The sequence below is a fragment of the Candidatus Eisenbacteria bacterium genome (assembly GCA_018831195.1).
GTDB lineage: Bacteria > Eisenbacteria > RBG-16-71-46 > CAIMUX01 > JAHJDP01 > JAHJDP01.
On the sequence record JAHJDP010000117.1, the window covers coordinates 1 to 19,853 of the forward strand.

The following is a 19,853-nucleotide window of genomic DNA, read 5'->3' on the forward strand; positions in this document are numbered from 1 at the left end:
AATCCTTCCGTCAGATCTCTTGTAATTCCTTGTGAATCATCGGGTAACCGAAGAATTTCCCAAATTCGGCTTGTGGGGCTGGGCGATATCTTACTGTCATTCCATCCTGTCTCTCCGCCATCCGATCTGATACCATAGAGCGTGTTTCAAGGCATGGCCAGTCTCGGCAAGAGACGCAGATCTTGGGGCGGATGGCAGTTATGGCAGGGACGGGTTGTTCGACGCGGCAGTCGGGCAAAATAGTCTTCCTGAAATAGTCCCTGAGATTGAACTCCGACAGTCTTCTTCTCCCACTTTAAGGAGGGAACCTCATGATTCGCCATTCCCGTTTCTTGTTCCATGCCCTCATCGCCAGTCTCGTCTGTATCCTAATCTCAGGCGCCGCCCACTCATTCGAGGGCTCCGAAGAAGACGGCGAGCCCGCTCCCAGAACGGCTTCTGCCACAAACGAAGCCGGTATGTCGGCGGCCAATGCAGAACTTGCCAGGCAGATAAGAGGCACCTGGTTCGCCGGGCAGCTGACATTCTTCCTGGATGTGGACTCACAGGGTGCTGTATCGGGGACCCTTTCTATTGAAGGAACTTCCACTTTTCAAGTGCAAGGAGAGCTGATACTGGCGATCGTCGATCCCGATGCCGAAGGCCAGCCGAATTACGACACTCTGCAGGAGCTCACTCTTCAGCGCCAGGGTTCCGGAATAGATCCGGCCGGCGGCGCCGCGGGCAAATCCGCGGGCGGGCTGCTGTTGGGAACATGGATCAGCCGGGGAACCGGCGAGGGGTCCGTAGAATTGGTTTTCGCCTCTGAAAGTAAATTGGTTTTCGACGGCGAAGAGGCGGCGTACAGCCTCGTCGATGGCGCAATCCGGCTCCAGGGAGAGACCGGGCCTGTGGACTTCCCTTACGCTTTGAGCGGAAATACATTGGTTGTCAACTTTCCAAATGGTGAACGTTACACCTTTGATAAGATTTCCGATTCCGTAGCGCAGGGGAACGACCGCCTTATCAGCTCTTTGCTTACTTCCCACGGCTGGGAGAGTTTTAACTTCTCCTCAAGCTCATCCACAACCTATAGCGGGGGAGAGTCGATCACCTATTCCTACGGATCTTCGCAGTACCGGAAGATGTACTTCTATCCCGACGGCACCTACTCCCATTCAAAAAGCAGCGAGACTTCCTTCTCCGGAAGCGGTTCTCAAAGCGGGGTAGGCTCCATGGCCGGCGCTTCAGGAGGCAGCGGGACGGCGGGACGTTGGATGGTGCAGGACGGCGGTCTCTATCTGGCGCAGGGCAATGATTCTTTTAGGAAGGTTGATTTCTGGATTTTCTGCAACCGCAAGTCCAATGTGAATGCGCCGAGCCGTGATCACCCAAAGGGATCTGAGCCCTTCTACTATGTAGAGGGAAGCCAGCAATGCCGGTGCGGGGGCTGGCCGATTGTGGTGATATTCGGCAACGAGTACAAACGGGCTGATTAAGCCGTTGTCAGCGGATGAGCAGCAGGCGCAATCCCCTTCCCTCGCCGCCGACCTCCCGGACAAAGTAGAGCCCGGAGGCAGCGGGCCTCCCCGATGCGTCGCGGCCATCCCACTCGATCCTGAACATTCCCTCGGGAACCCGAAGCCTACACACGGAAGCGCCAGTGATGTCGTGGACGCTGAAGATCCTCGGTTGGTTCCCGCCGTGTTCCACGCGCGGCGCCAGGAAGATACTCACCGGCCCGGCCGACGGATTCGGAACGACCCGAAACGACCCCTCCATGGGAGACGAAACCGACGGATCGGTGGCGGGGATCGCCTCGACGCGCAACGGAAATCCGATCGGCTGCAGCTCGATCCGCTCCCCGGCGGGATCGACGGCTACACCCTCGATCCAACTGAGCGAGACCGGATCGTCCCGCCCGGCGAGCTTGACGGTGACGGCGACCGGCTCATCGAGCGGATCATCGGTGACGCGGTAAAGAACGATCCGGATGCAGCGATCGCGGAGCCGGTTTCCCCTCCCTTTCCATTCCCCGCCGCGGGGAAGCTCGAGCTCGAACGGCCCTGCACCGAGGCCATCCGAGGAAGCTGACAATGTTAAATCAAGGGCGATCGGCCGTGCATTGCCGGGATCGATGAGAAGGGCCGGATCTTCCCCGTCATGCGTCGCGGTCACCTGAATCTCACCATCCGGCTTCTCGAGTCCCGGACTCGAAGCGAGCGGCTGCTTGTCGAGGATCACGTTCACGACGGCCACCAGATCGAGGATGCTGATGACTTGATCACCAGTCATCTCCGCGTTCTCTAATCCCTGGCCGGTGAGGGTGTTGATGCCCAAGATATGGTTGACGATCACGACGATGTCGAGGATGTTGACCGTTCCGTCGACGTTTGCATCACCAGGGATCCCTTCCCCTCCGCCGGGATCCAGCAGCGAGAGGGCCGCGGCGGCCCGGAGTTTGCCGTAACCCCAGGACTCGTTCGGGACCGCGCCGGTGTAGCCATCTGCGGCAGCGCCGGAGTGGATCGCGGCGCTGATCTCGGATTGCCCCGCGGATGGGGCGGCCTGGGCGAGGAGCGCCGCGACGGCGGCGACGTGGGGACCGGCCGCGCTCGTCCCGCCGAAAGAGGTGTAGGTTGCCGGCGTGGCATTGTACGCATCCTTAGAGCGGGCCGCGTAAATGTCGTAATTGCCGGGGGCGGCGATGTCCATCACGTTGACGCCGTCGATCCTGGGGCCGCGGTTGCTGAAGCCGCTCAGACCCCCAACGTCTGCGTAGTAACCGCGCGTGCTGTAGGAGGCGACCGCCAGCGCGCTGTCGGCCGTGGCGGGAAGATCGATCGTCGTGTCGTCGTCGAGATGGCTCTGCCAGACGACCCCATAACCCCAGGAGGAGATGTCGTCGAGGCTCCACAAGCCAAGGGGCCGGGAGGACGCCGTCTGGTTGGTCACCGCAAGCGTCCAGTTACCGGTTGCCAGAGGCTCCCCGCCCTGCAGCCCTTTGTACAATGTGAGGAAGACGCCCGCCGTTCCGCGCGGCGAGACATCTCTTGCATAGTAGATGGATCCGTCGGTGCCCATCGAAAGGGTTCCATTCGGGGGAGATGTGGGGATCATGACCGGTGAACCCGTTGGGGACTGGACTTGGACGTCTATCTCACTGGAGGTTCCAGGCCAGAGGATGCTGAAGAAGATGTAGCGCGTCGTGGCGTAGTACGGTCCTTCCTGCGCGGTCGGAACGTGGAACGGCAGATTCAGGTTCGCTCCCGGCCCGAGGTCGGCCGATGCGTGCTTCCCTCCGCCGCTGTAATTGCCGGCCGGGCAGACCTGAACAATTCCCTGGGCCGCCGAGCTGTTGACAGCCTGTTCCCATGCGGAAGAACCATCGGTGAAGTGATAGGTGATCGCTCCGATCTCCCAGAGGAAAATCTTCGCTCCCTGGTCCGAGGCCCAGTTCATCACCTTGGTGAACTGTACCTCGTCTGCGATGTCAATCCCGCTGAAGATATTCGCAACAACCAGCTCCACATCGGGAGCGAGTCCGACGAGCTTGCGACCGCGCCCCGCGCTGTCCTGGGCCAGGACACCGCAAACGCCCGTTCCGTGGCCGTTGGCGTCGCTTTCACAATCTATCAGGTTGGTTCCGCGATTCCACTCCTGATTTGTATAAGGATTGTAAACCGCCTTGACTTTCGAGCTGCCGAGTCCGATCAGCATCTCCCCAGGATCGAGCCTGCCATTTGCGTTCGTGTCGCCAGCGATAAAGAACCGCTCGCCGAAGCAAGGGGAGGTATCGGTGAATCCGTAGGAGCGGCCGTAGTTTCGCCATCCGTCCCCATTGGCGTCGTTGTAGAGCCAGTCCCTGTCGGTGTCATAGAAGCCGTCGAGAAAGAGCGGGCCCGCCTGCGTAGGGTCGTCATAAACCGCTCCGTCGAGAAACCGGAGCGTCTCCCCGGTTCCCGCCTGGGAGTTCCCGTCGAGGTCGACCGCGTCGGTGCCTGGATCGAACTGGCTGTTGGCGTTGACATCGATCCAGGAGTAGGTCCCCCCGTCGTCGCGGAAGAAGCCGGGGTGGAAGATGTCGATCCCCGTGTCGAGATCGGCGATGGTGACACCCTCTCCACAAATCGGCTGCTGTAGAGCGTCGACTTGCGCCCAGACCTGATCGACCTGCGTCTCGGGGACGGAGAGATCGAGCGGACGCTGGACCGCCGGTCTCCAGGTCGTGTCGAGACGCTCAACTGCGGGGAGATCGGCCAGGTCGGCCAGCTTTTCCGGGGCGATCCGGCCGGAGTAGATCGATCCGACATGTGCCATCGACCCGGAGGGCAGCCGGTCAAACTCGAAACCGGACGCGCGGCACGCCTGCAGATCGCCGGCCGTCGGTTCTGCTGTGAAGGAAACCACCACGCCCATCCGTCCATCGGCGGTCTTCGGATCGCCCACCCGTCGGGCAAGGAGGCCCGCACGCACTTCCGGCGCCAGGCCGCGAATCGTCGCGAGTGCCGGCGTCTCGATTGCAGCGAGGCGCCCGGAGGCGTCCGCGCGGTCGGCACTGAAGATCGACAGAAGAAGAAAGAATGACAACCAGAATCCATTAAGAGTACGCCGGGCACACACCGGCTTCCGGTGTCTCACATGGAAGCACACGCAAGGAACTCGCATCTTCACTCCCGTTCTGAGTGTCTTGAAGGTACACCGCTCACGATTGATGAGTTTAGGGGCGCGGCGGGGCGGCCGCAAGCAGCGCGATGTTATGAAATTCGATTGGGGTCAAAATTCCACCTCGAATATCCCTGTTTCGAAATGGGCCGCTCTTTTGGTTGATGCCGGCCCCGGTGGTGTGAGTTGCCGGGGTTCGCTATATGTGTAAATTTTAAGGGGTGTTGCGGCTGCGATATTTTGGATTGGGTTCTCTGTTTGGGAAAGGTATCGCTCGGATACCGGCCAAATTACTCGAACTGGGCAATGGATGAAAGAGTAAAAGTTTCACATTCTTCAGATCCGCAAATTAAGTGGTTAATCCGTTTTTATTGTTTTGCGACTTTCTCTTCGTCTACCTAATAATGCACCAAAATGTGCCATTAAAATAGAAAAAACCACACCCAATCCAATAATTAACCCAAAAGAGGTAGACCAGAATGAATCGTCAAGTATAGCAGGGAATGCAACAAAACTATTACAAAGCAAAGGTACAATCCATACCTGTTTTGGATGAAGAATGCAAATCAGAAAAGAGGCAGAAGCATTCATTAAAACCCAAACGACATAAGTTAAAGGTTTGTCAATAAAACCACTAAGAATACCTAGGATCACAAAAGCCAAAAGTGCAGCAATTAGAGAGATTCCTAAGACTGGGATCGAAGCGATACGTTTCATTATTTATTCCTTTTCACAAGCGGGTATTTTTAACACTCTAATTTAGTTAAAATAACTAGTCAATCTACGCTGTCTCTCCGCCATCCGAACTGCTATCATAAAGCCGGTCTCAAGGCGTGGCCCTGTCGAGTAACAGCTCATGATCTGGATTTGATTCAACAAAAAGAAGAGACAGGACATCGGGCCGTACATGCTGTGCCAGCTTAACGCCTAACGACTGTTAGGCAAGACTTCCGGAAACTTCCACTCGCCTCTGGCCCGTCCAGAAGTCAGCGAATGGCTGAGAGAGCAAGCGGACTTGAAGAAAGGTGAGCTCGATGCGCAGGAGTCTTCCAATCGTGGGCCTGGTGTGCATGGCACTTCTCATGCCGAGTCTGGTCTTGAGCGAGGAGTCGGTCGAGGCAGCGATTCGAGCCCGTGTGAAGCAGTATGAGACGGCCTACAACGCGGGCGATGTGGAGGCCTTGGCGAAGATCTATACAATTGATGCGACCGGATTCGGCGACCGGGGTGGGAGCCTCACAGGTTTAACTTGGGTTTCTTGTAGCATTGCTCGAAATGAAGCGCAGAATTTCGTGTCGCGGTCCATGATGAAGTAGTTCGGGCCAGGTAGGAATCCGTTATTGGGGTCAGTGAGATTTCTTCCAACCTGTTTAGTCCAAACTTCGATAGTCGCAAAGTCAATGGCGGCGAGAACCTCCCAATGGGCCTTGAGAAAAGTCGCCCAGGTCATTTGACATTTGCGTTCCGGCGCCTGGTCAATGCAGTGTTCCCTGAGGATTGATATTGCTAACGGTCGAGTTAGCGAGTTTATGTCCCAGGTTATACAAAGCGCCTTGAATGCGTTTTTATCCCCAAGATGGATTCTCGTGCGCCATACGGAGAATCAGATCAATGAACTCCTCCCTAATCCGCGGCCGGCTGTGGGTTTGGTGAAGATCTTGATAATCCCACTTCTGTGCCACGAGCATGCGATGCCAGTGCAGGATCGTATCCGGCGAGAAGGCCATATCGATCTCTTTGAGGATATTGCAGCCGAGGGCCTTGCCTTTGACGGCCAGCCGCCGCCGCTGGTCGTCGATGAGTTTAATCCGGCTCTTGCCGTGCGCTTCTTTAAGCACCTGGTTTTCGGCGCGCAGGTATTCGATGATGGTCTGCTGCTCGCGATTAAGCCATCCGGCAAAGGTGGCCAGGAGAAGATGCCAAGGCTGTAAGATGAATTCCACCGATCCCTCCATCCGTCATATTTTACGGCAAAATCGGTTAGGATGAGGAAGAGGGATTGCGGTTGAGTAACCCCAAAATAGCCGATTAAAAGCGGGTTAGTCAATTCAGACTTCCACAAACTATATCTCATCTTCATCAAGTTGAATTTCGGATATTCAATCTGTACGCATTTCCAAACGTCGTCTGTTTCGTCAGTTGACATGTCAAATGACGACAGGAAACGGCGTGAGTTTAACCTTGGTGTAGTAGCCTACACGAGATGTGCCAAAGCTTCGGAGGCGCCTACCACAAGGATCTCAGTGCCTTGGTAGTCATGAATATTCCAACTTGGTTGGCGCACAACTTGAATACAACGTTTGCAGGGAAGTAGACCTGCGAACTTGCGCCAACTCGGTGATAACATAGTTTCAGATAGTTTTACTTCTACGGGAAGCCAGGGAACGCCGTCGCGTACGATGAGGAAATCGATCTCCTGTTTTTCCTTATTGCGCAGATAGAAGAGTTCAAATGTGCCCTCTCCGGTATCAGTCCAAAAATGACAAGCCTTTAAGAGATGGCAAGCAACCAAGTTCTCAAAACGAGCCGCTTCGTTTGGAATCGCGCTATAGTCCCAAAGGTAAACTTTTCCCTCGCGTCGGAGTGCGCGGGGGATTTTCTTGTGGTAGGGTTTGACCTCAAAAAGGTAATACAAAGCTTTGAGATACCCGATCCAGCGTTTCACGGTGGGAATGCTGGCCTCCAAATCCCGGCCGATGGAGGCCATGCTGAAAAGGGAGCCGATGCGCGCCGGAAGCAGAGCAATCATCATTTCAATTCGCCCAAGTTCAGGTAAGCGGCTGAGATCGCGAAGGTCCTCCCGAACAATAAGCTGCTCATGATTTCTGTGCCAAATGCGGGCTTTGCGCTTATCCTGATTTAGTAATGGCTCGGGAAACGGACCGAAATTCATTAGGGCCGCAAGGTTGTCTTGCCTCCGTTGGTTTCTACGCAGCCCGTGAACGAAAATCCGATTAAGGGCCTCATCAGGATTTAAGACGACAGAAGATTCCATCTCTCGAAGCGAAAAGGGGTGGAGCCTAAAACTGAGGTGCCGGCCTAAAAGGCTGTCGCTTCCCTTCATATAGATGTTAAGCCGGGCACTCCCAGTTACCAATAAATCGCATGGCTTGGTCAAGGTATCGAAGACACCCTTGAGATCGCGCTTCCACCGGCGGTTTTTATGGAGTTCGTCAAGAACAATGAGCGGGACATCTTTGCCTCTAGATATTGGAATTATGGAGGAAGGATCCTGGGTCCAAAGATGTCGAAATTTCAATTCATCCCAATTGTGATAGACGCCAGTTTTCCTCTCTCTCAGCATCATTTTGGCCAATGTCGTCTTGCCGCACTGTCGTGGTCCTGAGACGAAGGCAATTTTGTGATCGGAGAAGGCAAGTTCTCCAATAGCCGGGGCGAGCGATCTCCTTTTCATAATGACCATTATAACGACTGCCGTTAGTTTGGTCAATTTGCATTTGGTTTAGACCATTCTAACGCTAGTCGTTAGTTTGGTCGCAACACATATCCTGGTGCCCTATTGCTTTGGAGTACTTTGACTTATGCGATATCATTCCAGGTGAAATGTCGACAGGAACGGAGAAATGGTCAGGAAACGGTCCCACCCGGGGCGCCGATGATCGCCACCATTGAAACGGTCGGATCGTCTACGCGGATCGAGGGTGTCAAACTGACCGACGATCAGATTGAACGCTTGATGAACAACTCGTGACCTGGAGCTCGGAGGCAGTCCAGAGTGGTGAATACCATGTGCTCCTGGTCGTCGCAGTGTTCGTCGTACGATTCCTCGCGATTCACCCCTTCCAGGATGGCAATGGACGTTTGTCTCGAGCGCTGACCACGCTACTCCTTCTGCGGGCCGGTTACGACTATGTGCCCTATTCCTCGCTGGAGCGGATCGTCGAGGACAACAAGGAGGAGTATTACAAAGCCCTGCGGCGCGCCCAATCCACACTCGATCAGGGCGAAGCGACCGCTCTAATCGGGGCCAATCGCAATATGATTAAGGATCATCTTGCTCGACTCGTAGAGGCCGGTTACCTGGCGCGAAAGGGGCGGGGACGTGGGAGTTGGTATGAGAAGGTTTGAGCGCGGCTTCTCGGTCGACATTGCTGAGTCCGATCGGTTCTTCAAGGGTAGAAAGCCCAATCATGCATAAGAAGCCGCATTCTCCGCAAATCCCATCCAGGAGCTTGCGTCCCAAAACGGAGAGGGGTCCGCAGAGGATTCTACCCGGGGAGCCGGGTGGGACGGATAATCACCTAATAAGCCGGTTTAACATAACTCCAATCTATAAACTGTCCGGTTGAAAGGCGATGTCCAGAGATATCGCATCGGTCGGCGTTTGTGAGAAGCGTGTCTCCGAATCCATGGGCCAGTGGACCAATGCCAGGCCGGCGTTGTTACCATCCCGCTCCGCGGTTGGAACGGCCACCGGCATGCCGCGACCCTGTTCGGATGGAGGCAAGTCCTCGGGCGAAAGCCAAACCGGTTCCCGGTACAGCTCGGCGGACCCATCAGGGACGCTGGCATGTCCGATCCAAAACCCGGTGGTCACGGCGAGGAGGACGAGGGAAAAAACGGCGTAGATCGGCATCGGTTGGCGGAAGAGAAGCAAGAACTGCTGAGCTCCCTGCGATATCCGGCGGCGCAGGGCGGATGATCCGGCCGGTGCGCTCGCGGCCGGCGCCCAGGCCGCCGTTCTTTGCCGGAGCACGGCGGCAAGCCGGTCTTCTATCGCGGATTTCTCGGGCCATTCTTCACGGGGGAGCACCGCATGAAGGAGGCGGCTCAGCCGCTGCTCTTCTTTTGTACAATCGGCGCAATCGGCGAGGTGTTGCTCGAGCAGAACGGCATCCTCCTCCCCCAATTCATCCGCGAGCCTGTCAATGATCAAGTCTCTCCACTTTTCACAAGCCATCTTGATTCCTCCAGCAAGGGATTTTGTTCTCATCCCAGGCGCTCAACTCCTCGCGCAACCGGCGGACGGCGTGGTGAAATCTCGACTTGGCCGTGCCGGTGGGGCAATGGAGCACCAATGCGATCTCTTCATAGGTCAAACCTTGATCGATCTTTAACAAAAAAGTCATGCGCTGATTCGGCGGCAGGCGCCGGATTGCTCCCTGGGCGTCGCTGGCAAAAGCGCCGGCCAGAAACTTTTCATCGGGGCTTTCGTGGTTCGGCGCCAGGATATCGCCGATAAAATCATTGTGACCCGGTGGGAGCAGGGGGGAGGAGCGTCTCCGTCTCCAGTAGCTGTACCCGAGGTTGGCGCAGATCCTGTACATCCACGAGACCACACTGCCCCCCGGCTTGAATTGCGGCGCCGCCTTAAGGATCCGAAGAAATGTCTCTTGAAGCAGATCCTCGGCCACATCCCGCGAGCCGGTGATTTGGAAGAGGAGACGTCCCAGGCGGGGAGACCATCGGCGGAAGAGAACCCGGAAAGAGTTTTCACAGCCACGCCCGACTCCCTGAAGCAGGGCCAGGTCATCCCATCGTTCGAATGCCGTTTCACCCTGTATTTTTTTTCTCGATGACACGGCCGGTTCTTTCTCCGCTGTCCATTACAGAGGCCGAAGGCCCCGATCTTCCCAACCCTTGCGCTTCCTTACCTTACAACGCTTGAATCGGCCGGAAGGTTCACAGGGAATCGAGGATGCTTGAAAAAGAGGGTATATCCTGCAACTGGTTTTATGGCAATCGATTGGGAGTTCTTTTCGGGATCGAGTTCTGTTTCGTTTTTCCGAAAATCCGCCGGCGAGTGAACTCTCCAGGTATTCGAGCGTTGTATTCATGGGACTGGAAGGCAGAATCTTTTCAGGTGTCACAAGAAGGAGGGATCTATGTCAAGGCGAATACTGTTCTTGTTGCTCCTCATACCCATTTTCGTCTCATGCCAAGAGAAGGATTCTTCGGCCGATATCGCTGGAGGTCTGGTGATCGGATCGATGGAGCCGGTGGGGCGCCCGCCGGTGATCCTGTCCTGGCGGCATCAAATCCTGGACCGGGAGCGATATAAGGCTCTCGCCGACGAGTGGTTCGCTTATGTCAAAGAGCATCCCAAAGAGCCGGAGGCTTGGATCGAGTGGGGAGATGCTTTGCGCTATTCCGATCGGCGGGATGAAGCTGAAAGGAAATATGCCAAGGCCTTCGAAGTCGATTCGACCAATGCGGCGGCGATCGTCGCTCATTGCGCGCAGATGCTGCATGAAAAGGACAACGATGTTTGGAAACTGGCGCATGAACGCCTGCTGCGGGCGACACATATAGATCCTAAATGTGCTGATATTTATTACTCGCTCTGGATTACATCATTGCGATCGAGGGATGAGGAAACAGCGCAGGAGTGTTTAAAAAGGCTTGTTCGATTGGGGGATATGTCGTCCGCCTTGTTTAATTACGGGCGGAATATGATCGCCGGCGCTCCCCAGAACGCCATCATATTTACAAACGGCGACAATGATACCTATCCGCCGCTGGCTTATCAGGCCATCTCGGGGGATCGAACCGATGTGTCGATCGTCAATCTCTCGCTGTTAAACACGACATGGTACATTAGCTACCTCCGCGATAAAGGGCTCCCCATCGATTTGGATGATGCGGCAATCAACGAGCTGAAAAATACACCGGAGTCCCTGATCGGAGCTCAAATCCAGCGGCGCCTCTATGAGCGAGTTGTAAATGATGAAATCCCCCGTCCCCTCTATTACGCGGTGACGGTGAATAAAGGGAATCGGGCTTTGGAATACAGAACCGTGCTGGAGGGGCTGCTGGAGCGCATCGTTCCCGGCGGGGAGAGTACGGAGCAGGCGCCGGAATTGGACTTGGCCAGGACGCGGGAGCTTTTCGATTCCGTCTATCGAATCGACGGAATGACGGATCTGTCGGTCGACTGGGAGCGGGAAAGTTCGCTGGCCGGTCTCGCCTTCAATTATGCGGGACTTCTCGACCAGCTCGGGTCGGGGCTGATCAATCAAGGCTCACTCGCGGTGGGAGGACCCTATCTTGTCGATGCGATTGAAATCTGGGCCTTTCATGGGAAGCCGGAGCGGGCGGCGTCTCTTATTGAGATGATGGAAGAAAAGGATCCGAATTCGAAGTTTGTAAAAGAGGCGCGGGAGATCGTTGAAAATATGAAGTGACCCAAACGCCGACTGTCCCCTTGGTCAGGCGAAAGGGCCACTTCTTTTTTCTCATCTAGACCATCGGAAAAACAATGGCTATAGCCGGCCTGAGAAATACACGATACAGGATTGTAAAAGGCCGGTGTAAAAATCCCGTCAGCGGGGATTCTCTGTTTTCCGGTGCTCTATGTGACAACAGCAGAGCGACAAGGGAACAGAACGGACACTTGTGTTCTGAATGCCGGGAGAGTGACGCTTCATCCGTGCCGGGGAAATGGATGACCAAACACTCTTCCTCGCCGCTCTGGTTTTTCCAGGAGATTTCGATCTCGAGTTCGCCATCGGCGAATCCATTCTGACAGAATGCCGGGGGGATCATGGAGTACTCGTTGTCTTCGGACCATGGAATGGCCGTACATTCCCCGGTCGTCAGAGGCGAAATTCCCAACGCTGCCAGTGGAGCGATAAATGATACCATTGTGAGGATCAGCAGTATCGAGCGTCTATTTTTAGACATTTTCAGGACCCTCTAGCCTTTAGTATTCTGGCTTTTAATACTCCTCAACCACGACTTTCGCTATCATCTCTTCGTCGGTGAGCTTGTCTTCACCGTAGGCTTTCAGATCACGAACCTTTGCTTTAAGGATCAGTTGCGAAATGCGGTTCGTGACAAAGTAATCACTGTTTTTCAGAAATGCGGCGATGGCGACCCAGCTGTCATCGGGAAGCCTGTCCATGGTATCGCCGTAGTAGATTAAAACATCGATCAGTTCTTCTTTTCCTCTGGTATAGAGCCTCTCGTCCCGCTGCGAGTCCTTGTCGCGCCATTTCTCAACTTCTTCGGCTTCTTCCTCGTCCAGCTCTTCCGCATCTTCGTCTTCGCTATCTTTAGAGATAATGATCTTGCCGTCGTCCGTTTGCACTTTGAAGTTCTTGAGGAAGCTAAGATCCTTCCAGTTAGATCCTTTGTCCACCAAAGAGGCTTCAAATGTGAAAACGACACCGAATTCCTCAAGATAGAGATCGTGGGTCGGATTGCTCGAGTAGACGAGGAGGTTGGGACTGTCAACCAAGGCCTCGTCGATGACTTTTGTCATGACGTTTGTCTGGCGCTTTAACTTTTTGATATCCGTCTTGTCCGATGCATCGGCCGGGTTTGCAACGGTCCAGGCTATCGCTAAGAAGAAAGCGAGAATTACCCCTGTGACAACAATTCCCTTCTCGCTTTTAATCATTTTGACCATCCTCCTCTCGCTGCGAGGGTGCATCGCCGACCGGCTGAATGCCGGAGCGATCATCCTGATTGATAGGTACTTCCGACTGGCCGGCGGCTTCTCTCTCGATGCCGACAAGACCCAGCCACATCCTGTCCATCTCTGAATTCAGATCTTCGTGGCTCCGCTGCTGGCGCTGCAGAAGATCGTCGTAAAAACCGCGGAGCGCATAGGCGATCTGCCCATCCCGCCGTTGTTCATATTCACTCATCATATTGGAGACAAGGGTCATGAGATCGTTCGAGTAATCGGCGAAATCGGTCCTTGTCAGGTAATTTCCACCTGCGGAAGCCGGGATCATCTGTACATTATCATAGGAGCCGCCCGGATAAGCGCCGCCGGGCTCCATGTAGCCGGGTTCGACGGGCAATTGACCCGGCATCACTTCAACATTACCTGGTGTAGGCTCGGGCGAACGTCCGAAACGGAAGACGAGACCGCCATCCACCCGGTCCACCCGGAATCCGGCCAGCATCAGAATCACAAGCGCGGCCGTGACAATGGCAAAACCGGTGGCTGGGGAGAGCAGGGTTCCGAAGAGGCGGGTCCACAATCCGGACAGCTTGGCAAAGATCCCGCTTCGGGAACGTTCAAGAGTTTTGGAAGCCGGTTGGGCGGGGTTCAGGAAAACAAAACTCGGCGCCGTCTCTTCCTCTTCCGCCTTCTTCAAAAATGCCCGCGTCAGTTGAAGCTCTTCCCATTCCGCTTGTAGTTTCTCATCCTGAGCGAGGAGATCGTGAAACTCCTTCTCCTCCTCGGGTGAGAGTTCGCCGTAAAGCGCCATGATCATTTGCTCGCGACGGGGATCGAGGGGTTCGTCACTCATTGTCTCTTCCTCCTAGAGGTAGGCCTCTGTGATACCCCGCTCAAGAAGCATTTTCCGTGCTGACTTGAGCCCATAAAAAATCCTTGTTCGGACGGTGGCCGGCGGGACACCGGTGATCTGCGCAATTTCCTGCGAGCTGAATCCTTGATACTCGCGCAGCAGAATGGCCGTCCGCTGTTCCATGGGGAGCTGAACGAAGACCGACTGTAAGACATCCGACAGACTGGTCCGCTCGGCCTCATGATCTGTGGAGATTTGATCTCCCCTGGCTTCAACGATCTGAAGATCGTGGTGGTCTCCCTCCTCATAGTAGGGTTGAGGATCCATCTTTCGCCTGGATGATCGATGCCAATCCCGGCAGAGATTAAGGGCGATATGGTGGACCCAAGAGGAAAATTTGGCCGGATCGCGGAGGCGATCGATATTCTGATAGGCTTTGACCAGGGCTTCCTGGCAGATGTCCTGCGCCTCTTCGTCATTGCCCAACATCCTCCTTATGAAGCGGTAGAGACCCTCATTCCACCTTGCGGCTAAGCTGTTGAAAGCCTCTATGTTGCCTCTCTGGGACTGAGCCACCAGTTCGGCATCGCTTAAGGGACTCAACTTACCTCCCATTTCCGGTACCTCATCCTCTCATGTGTTAAGACGGCTGTTGCGGATCGATCGTTCAAAGAAAATTGGCATATTGAGCTGCGGCAGCGCCTTAATCCCCACCCCGTGGTATATCCAGGCCTACTCTATCCCCATGATCGGGTGTATTCCAGCACCTTGAGAAACCCCCTTGCGGATAATCGACGAAAATCAGTTTCCCAAAGGGCTCGAGGGAATTACAGTTAAAGAGTAGCCTGCCGGGTTGGAAGGATCAGAATCCCCCAAAAATCTCCTGCGGGGAGAGGATGACCATCATGTCACATTTTCTGAGAGTGTTGAGATTTTCCACACCTGTCCTCACGGTCGCGATCACCTTGGCCGCCGTCGCTTCCATGGCCGGCGGTCTTTCTGCGATGGAGGGGCCGGCGCCGCGGATTTCGGCCCCCGATCCATCGGGACGGCCGTCACCCTGGCCGGCCCTCATTGCCGTGCGGGAAGATCGGTACACCCCCATCAACGGATCGGTCCCGATCCGCCCTCTTGCCGGATGGATCATTGCCGGTCTGGAGCGGCGGATGGACGGCTCTGAGATCTCCGGAGCGATTGAGCTTCCCGTACCGAAGGCCGGGGAGATCCTCACGGCCGTTTTTGCAATGGCACCGGCCGATGAAGAGCGATTGGCCGGTATCGGTCGTACGGTGCGCTTGGAAGAGAATCTATATATTACATTAATCCCTGCCGGGCGGATGGAAGAGATCACGTCAATCGGAGCGCCGGTGCAGATCTTCATGCCGCGGACGGCGGACAAGACCGGGGGCTCGCCGGTTGCCCGCAGCGCTTTGCCCGGTGTCTATTACCAGCCATGGATCCAATCGCGTGTTGACGCTGTGTCAACCGATTCCCTCATGGCCCTATGCCAGACACTTCAAGATTTCGGCAACCGCCGGTCAAATACCGCCCAAGGCGCTGAGGCCGGGGCCCTGCTCTTCGATCGGTTTATTGAATATGGATACACGGATGTCTCCTATTTTGATTACAACATGTGGTGCGATGATGTCATCGCTGTCAAACCCGGACTCTATCGTCCCGATGAGATCGTGTTGATCGGCGGACATTATGATTCCATTTCACGGAACGGGACGGCTCCGGGTGCGGATGACAATGCGACGGGCACCACGACGGTACTGGAGGTGGCGAGACTGCTGGCCGGCAGCAATTTTGAACGAACCCTTGTTTTCGCCGCCTTCAGCGGAGAGGAGCAGGGGTTGGTGGGAAGCGCGGCTTTCGCCGAGTGGGCGGCTCACAGCAACTGGAATATCATCGCCATGATCAATGTCGATATGATCGGGTATGTCGCGCCCGGTGACGACCAGGATCTGGATCTGATTACCAGATCCGAGGCGCAGGAACTGGTCGATTATATTAAAGAGGTCGCGCCGCTTTATGTGCCCGAGCTCCCGATCATCGAAAGCCAGCTGAGCGGCGGAGATTCGGATCACACCTCCTTTTTGCAGAATGGCTATCAAGCTGTCTTTTTCTTTGAAGACGCCGAGCAATTGAGCCCTTACATCCACAGCGAATTGGATCTCATCGGGATGAGTCTCAATAGCTTCGATTTCATGACAAAATGCGTCAAGGTTTCGGTCGCGACGATCGCATCGCTGGCGGCGCCCTTTACCATTCAGATCACGCATGAACCGCTGGCCGAAGATTTGGATCCTCTGACCCCATTCGAGATTACCGCGACGATTCGATCGGCCGGCCAACTGGTTCCTTCCGGTTTGAATCTTTTCTACCGGGCCGGGGAAGAGGACTTCAGCATTGTTCCGTTGGAGGAAGCTGGTTCTGACAGCGTCTTTAAGGCGTGGATTCCCGCGCAGCCGCTCGGCGTGGTGATCGAGTATTACATTGAGGCCACAGATGAAGAAGGCCGGACCGCGCATCATCCGATGGGCGTTATCGGCGGTGTCCATCGGGTCCGGGTGGGCTTTGCGGATATCTTTGTGGATGATTTTGAAGAGGACCTGGGCTGGGTCTCCGGCGCCGATGATGATACCGCCCTGAGCGGTCAGTGGACGCTTGCCGAGCCGGTGGAGACACCCTATCAGCCGGGTGGGGATCATACCGGAGGCGGCCTATGCTGGGTGACCGGCAACGGCCGGATGGGGGATAGTCCGGGGGATTGGGATGTTGATGCCGGAAAGACAACCCTCTTGTCGCCGGTCTTCGATCTAACCGATGTAAAAAATCCGGAGATTTCATATTGGCTCTGGTATCATAATGGGCCGGCGATATCGCAAGATGATACAATGCGTGTGGATATTTCAAATGACAACGGTACAACTTGGAACAACATACTAAAATTGAAGCAACACACTCCGGGATGGACTTATTTCAAACACGTAGGATTCGAAGACAGTCTCGTTTGTACGAAGGAAATGAAGCTTCGTTTTGTCGCAGAGGATGAAGGCGTCCCTTCAATTGTTGAAGCTCTTGTTGATGATGTCGCCGTCAGGGCTTCTCGCATAACCTACCGGGGGATGCCGGATTCGGTTGTGGATCTTCTACTCGAGGGCGGCACATTTCTCGTCTGGCCCAGTCCCTTTAGGGATCAGGCCACTTTCGCCCTTCGCGTGATCCATTCCGGGGATGCTTCGCTGAACCTCTATGATGTGCGCGGGCGTCTGGTGAAGAATTTTTCCCTCGACAGCGCTCTACCGGGGTATGTGACCGTTCCATGGGATGGACGCGCTTCAAACGGGGAACGCGTCGAGTCGGGAATCTATTGGCTGCGGTTCCGCGATGGCGCGGCAAGGCACATCCGGCGGATTGTCCGGGTGCGCTGAGCTGGGCCGTCAAGGTCCAAAACGGATCCGCAACGGTTGCCGCTGCTGATACAGGGCGAGACGCGCCTCACTGGATTGGACGAGGGCTGTGATACCGGCCGATTGGGCGGCTCGTTGCGCCTGTTCTTCCATCTTCACCGCTGCATCAAACCGGCCGGTTTCGGCGTAAGCGGCGGCCAGTGTGCCCATAAAGAGAGCGTCTGAGAATCCCGTCCTCTCGCAGAGACTCGTCGCGATCCGCACCGCCTCCTCGCCGTCACGGTAGCGGGGATCCTGATGCGAGGCCAGGATCAAGGCCAGCTCATTGGCGAGGGGAGGGAAATTCGGGAAACGGCTGACCCCTTCCCGATACTTCATGAGCGCCTCGTCGGTCCTTCCCATCTTTAACAATCCATTGGCGTATTTGATTAAAACATCAGGCCGGCCCGGCTCCGATCGAAGCGCTTCGGAATAATTGAAAACGGCGTCGGGAATCCGGCCCCGTGAGATCTGGATATTTCCCAGTTCGATATAGGCATCGGCGTAATCGGGTTGCAGCCGCAGCGCCTCGGAAAATTGATCGGCGGCTTCCTCAAATTTTTGCTGAAGCAGATAGGCGTATCCCAGATTGTAATGGGCCTCGGCATAATCCGGCTTGATGGTGAGAAGTCTTTTCAACGTCACGATAACCTCATCAAGCCGCCCGGCTTCGCCGAGCGATGCGGCGAGATTGAACAGGGCGTCGACATGATGCGGGATATATCGAAGCGCCTCCCTGTATTCAGCGATCGCCTCCTCCAGCTCCCCCGCATCGGCAAGATGGTTGGCCAGGCCGAGATGAGCCTGGGCCTGTTCAGGATCGATCGTATCGGGCCTCGCGGGATCGGGTCCCGGTGAAAGCTCGATGAAACGACGGTAGTGCTCCATCGCCGCCGCCGCGTCGCCCTTTTGGGTGGCGATGTCGCCGAGAATGATATGAAGATTCAGGATGTCCGGATGATCTTTCATTAAGGCCCGGCAGAGGGAATCGGCTTCAGTGAAAGCGCCCGCTCCCATCAGATGCATCACATTTTGCAAGCCTTGATAAACGACCAGTAGATCCTTCGGATCCGGCCGGCTGTTATCAAACGTGAAGGACTCATCGATTTCACCGCCCGAAATATATCCCAGAGACTGAAGCCTTTCCCGGGTTTCCGCATCGGGCATCGCGCGGCTGTCGGCGCTGCCGCCGGTGGGCTGTTCCGCCAGCAAATTTTTGAGCCTGGCGCTCAAACGCCTCGCATGGCGCGGCTCCGCGCTCAGGCGGTTGTCGAGTTCGGCGCTATCGGTTTTTAAGTTATACAATTCAGCTCTTGGGGCCTGGATATATTTCCAATCCTCCGTGATGACGCCCAGCAGCGGGCTGCAGCCGAACTTGGTCGGAATCAGCGATTCGCAGAGAAGATAGCGTGTCGTCTCTCCTTTGGAAACAGCGCCTCCTTCCGCCAGCAGATCGATCCCTTGCATTATTTCGGGAATCTCGAGTCCGAGTTGTCCCAGAATTGTCGGGGGGATATCGATGAGCGAGGCCGGGCCGTCCAATTCCCGGGGATTTGATGCGTGGGGCGGTTTGATCATCAGCGGCACCCTGAGGGTGCTCTGGTAAATGTAATAGCCATGCACCAGCTCCTCGTGCTCGCGCAGGCCTTCACCATGATCAGCTGTGATAATGATTAGACTGGAGTCATAAATCTCCAGTTCTTTCAGCTTGTCGAGAACCTCGCCGATGCAATGATCGGTGTAGGCGATTTCTCCATCATAAGGCCGTCCGGGGTGGGCGGAGGCGTAGGGCTCGGGGGGGAGATAGGAATCATGAGGATCGTAATAGTGCAGAAAGAGAAAGAAGGGCCGGTTATGGGATTTCTGAAGGTAGGCTTCGGCGAGGCGGGTAACCTCCTGGGCCTTTCGTTCGCTGCCGCTGCTTTTATCCGCCGCCAACGAGGAATTCAACCTGTCGTTGTACAGTGTGAACCCCTGCTGAATTCCGAATCGTGAATCGAGCACAAAAGAACCGATGATACCAGCGGTGTCGTATCCGTGCTCACGAAGGATTTCAGCCAGAGTCGTCGCTGAGTCGTGAAGGCGGTAGGAAAGATTGTCGTGAACGCCGTGGACCAAGGGGTAGATCCCCGTCATCATCGAACAGTGGGAGGGCAGCGTCATGGGAACCGCCGAGACGGTGTTTTTGAAACGGATGCCGTCGCGGGCGAAGGCATCGATGCGAGGCGTTGTGTTGTGCGGATACCCATAGCAACTGAGATGATCCGGCCTGCAGGTGTCTATGCTGATAAGAATGACCGATGGAGCCGGCTTTTGCGGCGCTTTGGAGCAGGAGGGCAGGGCCATCGACAGAATGATCGCGGCGGCGATGATTAGAAGGGATGAGAAACGGCTCTGACGGGTTATCAGCATCTTTGGACCTCCGGATTATCTTACGGCCTCCCATCCGGTATATCAAGGGGCTCCGGAGCCCCCGGTTGCGGCATGACGCCTCGCTTCATTCTTGCCTGCCGATCCCGGGGTCGAT

At 55.6% G+C, this 19,853-nt stretch carries 17 protein-coding genes; 6 read left to right on the top strand and 11 right to left on the bottom strand.

What is annotated here, in order from left to right:
- The first annotated feature begins 311 nt into the window (after window positions 1–311).
- Complete coding sequence (locus KJ970_19845) at window positions 312–1,478, top strand: hypothetical protein (protein MBU2693175.1); 1,167 nt, start codon at window positions 312–314, stop codon at window positions 1,476–1,478.
- A gap of 7 nt (window positions 1,479–1,485) precedes the next feature.
- Here the strand turns inward: KJ970_19845 and KJ970_19850 are convergent, their stop codons facing one another.
- Window positions 1,486–4,569 carry a S8 family serine peptidase gene (locus KJ970_19850; protein MBU2693176.1) on the bottom strand — a complete coding sequence of 1,028 codons (3,084 nt, stop codon included), beginning with the start codon at window positions 4,567–4,569 and terminating at the stop codon, window positions 1,486–1,488.
- 432 nt (window positions 4,570–5,001) lie between these two features.
- The gene (locus tag KJ970_19855; protein MBU2693177.1) at window positions 5,002–5,361 is read right to left on the bottom strand and encodes a hypothetical protein; all 360 of its coding nucleotides are present in this window, start codon (window positions 5,359–5,361) and stop codon (window positions 5,002–5,004) included.
- A gap of 338 nt (window positions 5,362–5,699) precedes the next feature.
- Between KJ970_19855 and KJ970_19860 the strand changes: the two genes are divergently transcribed.
- Window positions 5,700–5,960, top strand: coding sequence for a nuclear transport factor 2 family protein (locus KJ970_19860; protein MBU2693178.1), 261 nt, complete (start codon window positions 5,700–5,702; stop codon window positions 5,958–5,960).
- 249 nt (window positions 5,961–6,209) lie between these two features.
- Here the strand turns inward: KJ970_19860 and KJ970_19865 are convergent, their stop codons facing one another.
- Both KJ970_19865 and KJ970_19870 read right to left on the bottom strand, forming a co-directional pair.
- Complete coding sequence (locus KJ970_19865) at window positions 6,210–6,587, bottom strand: hypothetical protein (GenBank protein MBU2693179.1); 378 nt, start codon at window positions 6,585–6,587, stop codon at window positions 6,210–6,212.
- Window positions 6,588–6,838: 251 nt separating this feature from the next.
- Window positions 6,839–8,059, bottom strand: a complete 1,221-nt coding sequence (locus KJ970_19870) for an ATP-binding protein (GenBank protein MBU2693180.1) — start codon at window positions 8,057–8,059, stop codon at window positions 6,839–6,841.
- Window positions 8,060–8,203: 144 nt separating this feature from the next.
- On the opposite strand from KJ970_19870, the gene KJ970_19875 reads away from it, so the two are divergent.
- Window positions 8,204–8,356 carry a hypothetical protein gene (locus KJ970_19875; GenBank protein ID MBU2693181.1) on the top strand — a complete coding sequence of 51 codons (153 nt, stop codon included), beginning with the start codon at window positions 8,204–8,206 and terminating at the stop codon, window positions 8,354–8,356.
- The gene (locus tag KJ970_19880) at window positions 8,353–8,733 is read left to right on the top strand and encodes a Fic family protein (GenBank protein ID MBU2693182.1); all 381 of its coding nucleotides are present in this window, start codon (window positions 8,353–8,355) and stop codon (window positions 8,731–8,733) included. The genes KJ970_19875 and KJ970_19880 overlap by 4 nt, the downstream gene beginning before the upstream one ends.
- A gap of 202 nt (window positions 8,734–8,935) precedes the next feature.
- Here KJ970_19880 and KJ970_19885 read toward each other — a convergent pair whose 3' ends face one another.
- Window positions 8,936–9,565 carry a zf-HC2 domain-containing protein gene (locus KJ970_19885; GenBank protein ID MBU2693183.1) on the bottom strand — a complete coding sequence of 210 codons (630 nt, stop codon included), beginning with the start codon at window positions 9,563–9,565 and terminating at the stop codon, window positions 8,936–8,938.
- Entirely contained in the window at window positions 9,555–10,187 is a 633-nt protein-coding gene (locus KJ970_19890) for an RNA polymerase sigma factor (protein ID MBU2693184.1), read from the bottom strand. The genes KJ970_19885 and KJ970_19890 overlap by 11 nt, the downstream gene beginning before the upstream one ends.
- Before the next feature lie 303 nt (window positions 10,188–10,490).
- On the opposite strand from KJ970_19890, the gene KJ970_19895 reads away from it, so the two are divergent.
- Window positions 10,491–11,789, top strand: coding sequence for a hypothetical protein (locus KJ970_19895; GenBank protein MBU2693185.1), 1,299 nt, complete (start codon window positions 10,491–10,493; stop codon window positions 11,787–11,789).
- Between the two features lie 55 nt (window positions 11,790–11,844).
- Here KJ970_19895 and KJ970_19900 read toward each other — a convergent pair whose 3' ends face one another.
- The 4 genes from KJ970_19900 to KJ970_19915 are packed head-to-tail and all read right to left on the bottom strand — an operon-like array spanning window position 11,845 to window position 14,474.
- Window positions 11,845–12,288 (bottom strand): hypothetical protein, encoded by a 444-nt coding sequence (locus KJ970_19900; GenBank protein ID MBU2693186.1) that lies wholly within the window; start codon window positions 12,286–12,288, stop codon window positions 11,845–11,847.
- Between the two features lie 34 nt (window positions 12,289–12,322).
- Window positions 12,323–13,006 carry a hypothetical protein gene (locus KJ970_19905; protein MBU2693187.1) on the bottom strand — a complete coding sequence of 228 codons (684 nt, stop codon included), beginning with the start codon at window positions 13,004–13,006 and terminating at the stop codon, window positions 12,323–12,325.
- Window positions 12,999–13,871, bottom strand: a complete 873-nt coding sequence (locus tag KJ970_19910) for a hypothetical protein (protein MBU2693188.1) — start codon at window positions 13,869–13,871, stop codon at window positions 12,999–13,001. Before KJ970_19910 ends, KJ970_19905 begins: the two co-directional genes overlap by 8 nt.
- Before the next feature lie 12 nt (window positions 13,872–13,883).
- A complete protein-coding gene (locus tag KJ970_19915; GenBank protein ID MBU2693189.1) occupies window positions 13,884–14,474 on the bottom strand; it encodes an RNA polymerase sigma factor in 591 nt (196 codons plus the stop codon).
- Window positions 14,475–14,776: 302 nt separating this feature from the next.
- Here KJ970_19915 and KJ970_19920 point away from each other — a divergent pair, with 302 nt between their 5' ends.
- The gene (locus KJ970_19920; protein MBU2693190.1) at window positions 14,777–17,308 is read left to right on the top strand and encodes a M20/M25/M40 family metallo-hydrolase; all 2,532 of its coding nucleotides are present in this window, start codon (window positions 14,777–14,779) and stop codon (window positions 17,306–17,308) included.
- A gap of 9 nt (window positions 17,309–17,317) precedes the next feature.
- Here KJ970_19920 and KJ970_19925 read toward each other — a convergent pair whose 3' ends face one another.
- On the bottom strand, window positions 17,318–19,738 hold the full coding sequence (locus tag KJ970_19925; GenBank protein MBU2693191.1) for a sulfatase-like hydrolase/transferase: 2,421 nt from the start codon (window positions 19,736–19,738) through the stop codon (window positions 17,318–17,320).
- Window positions 19,739–19,853: the final 115 nt, after the last annotated feature.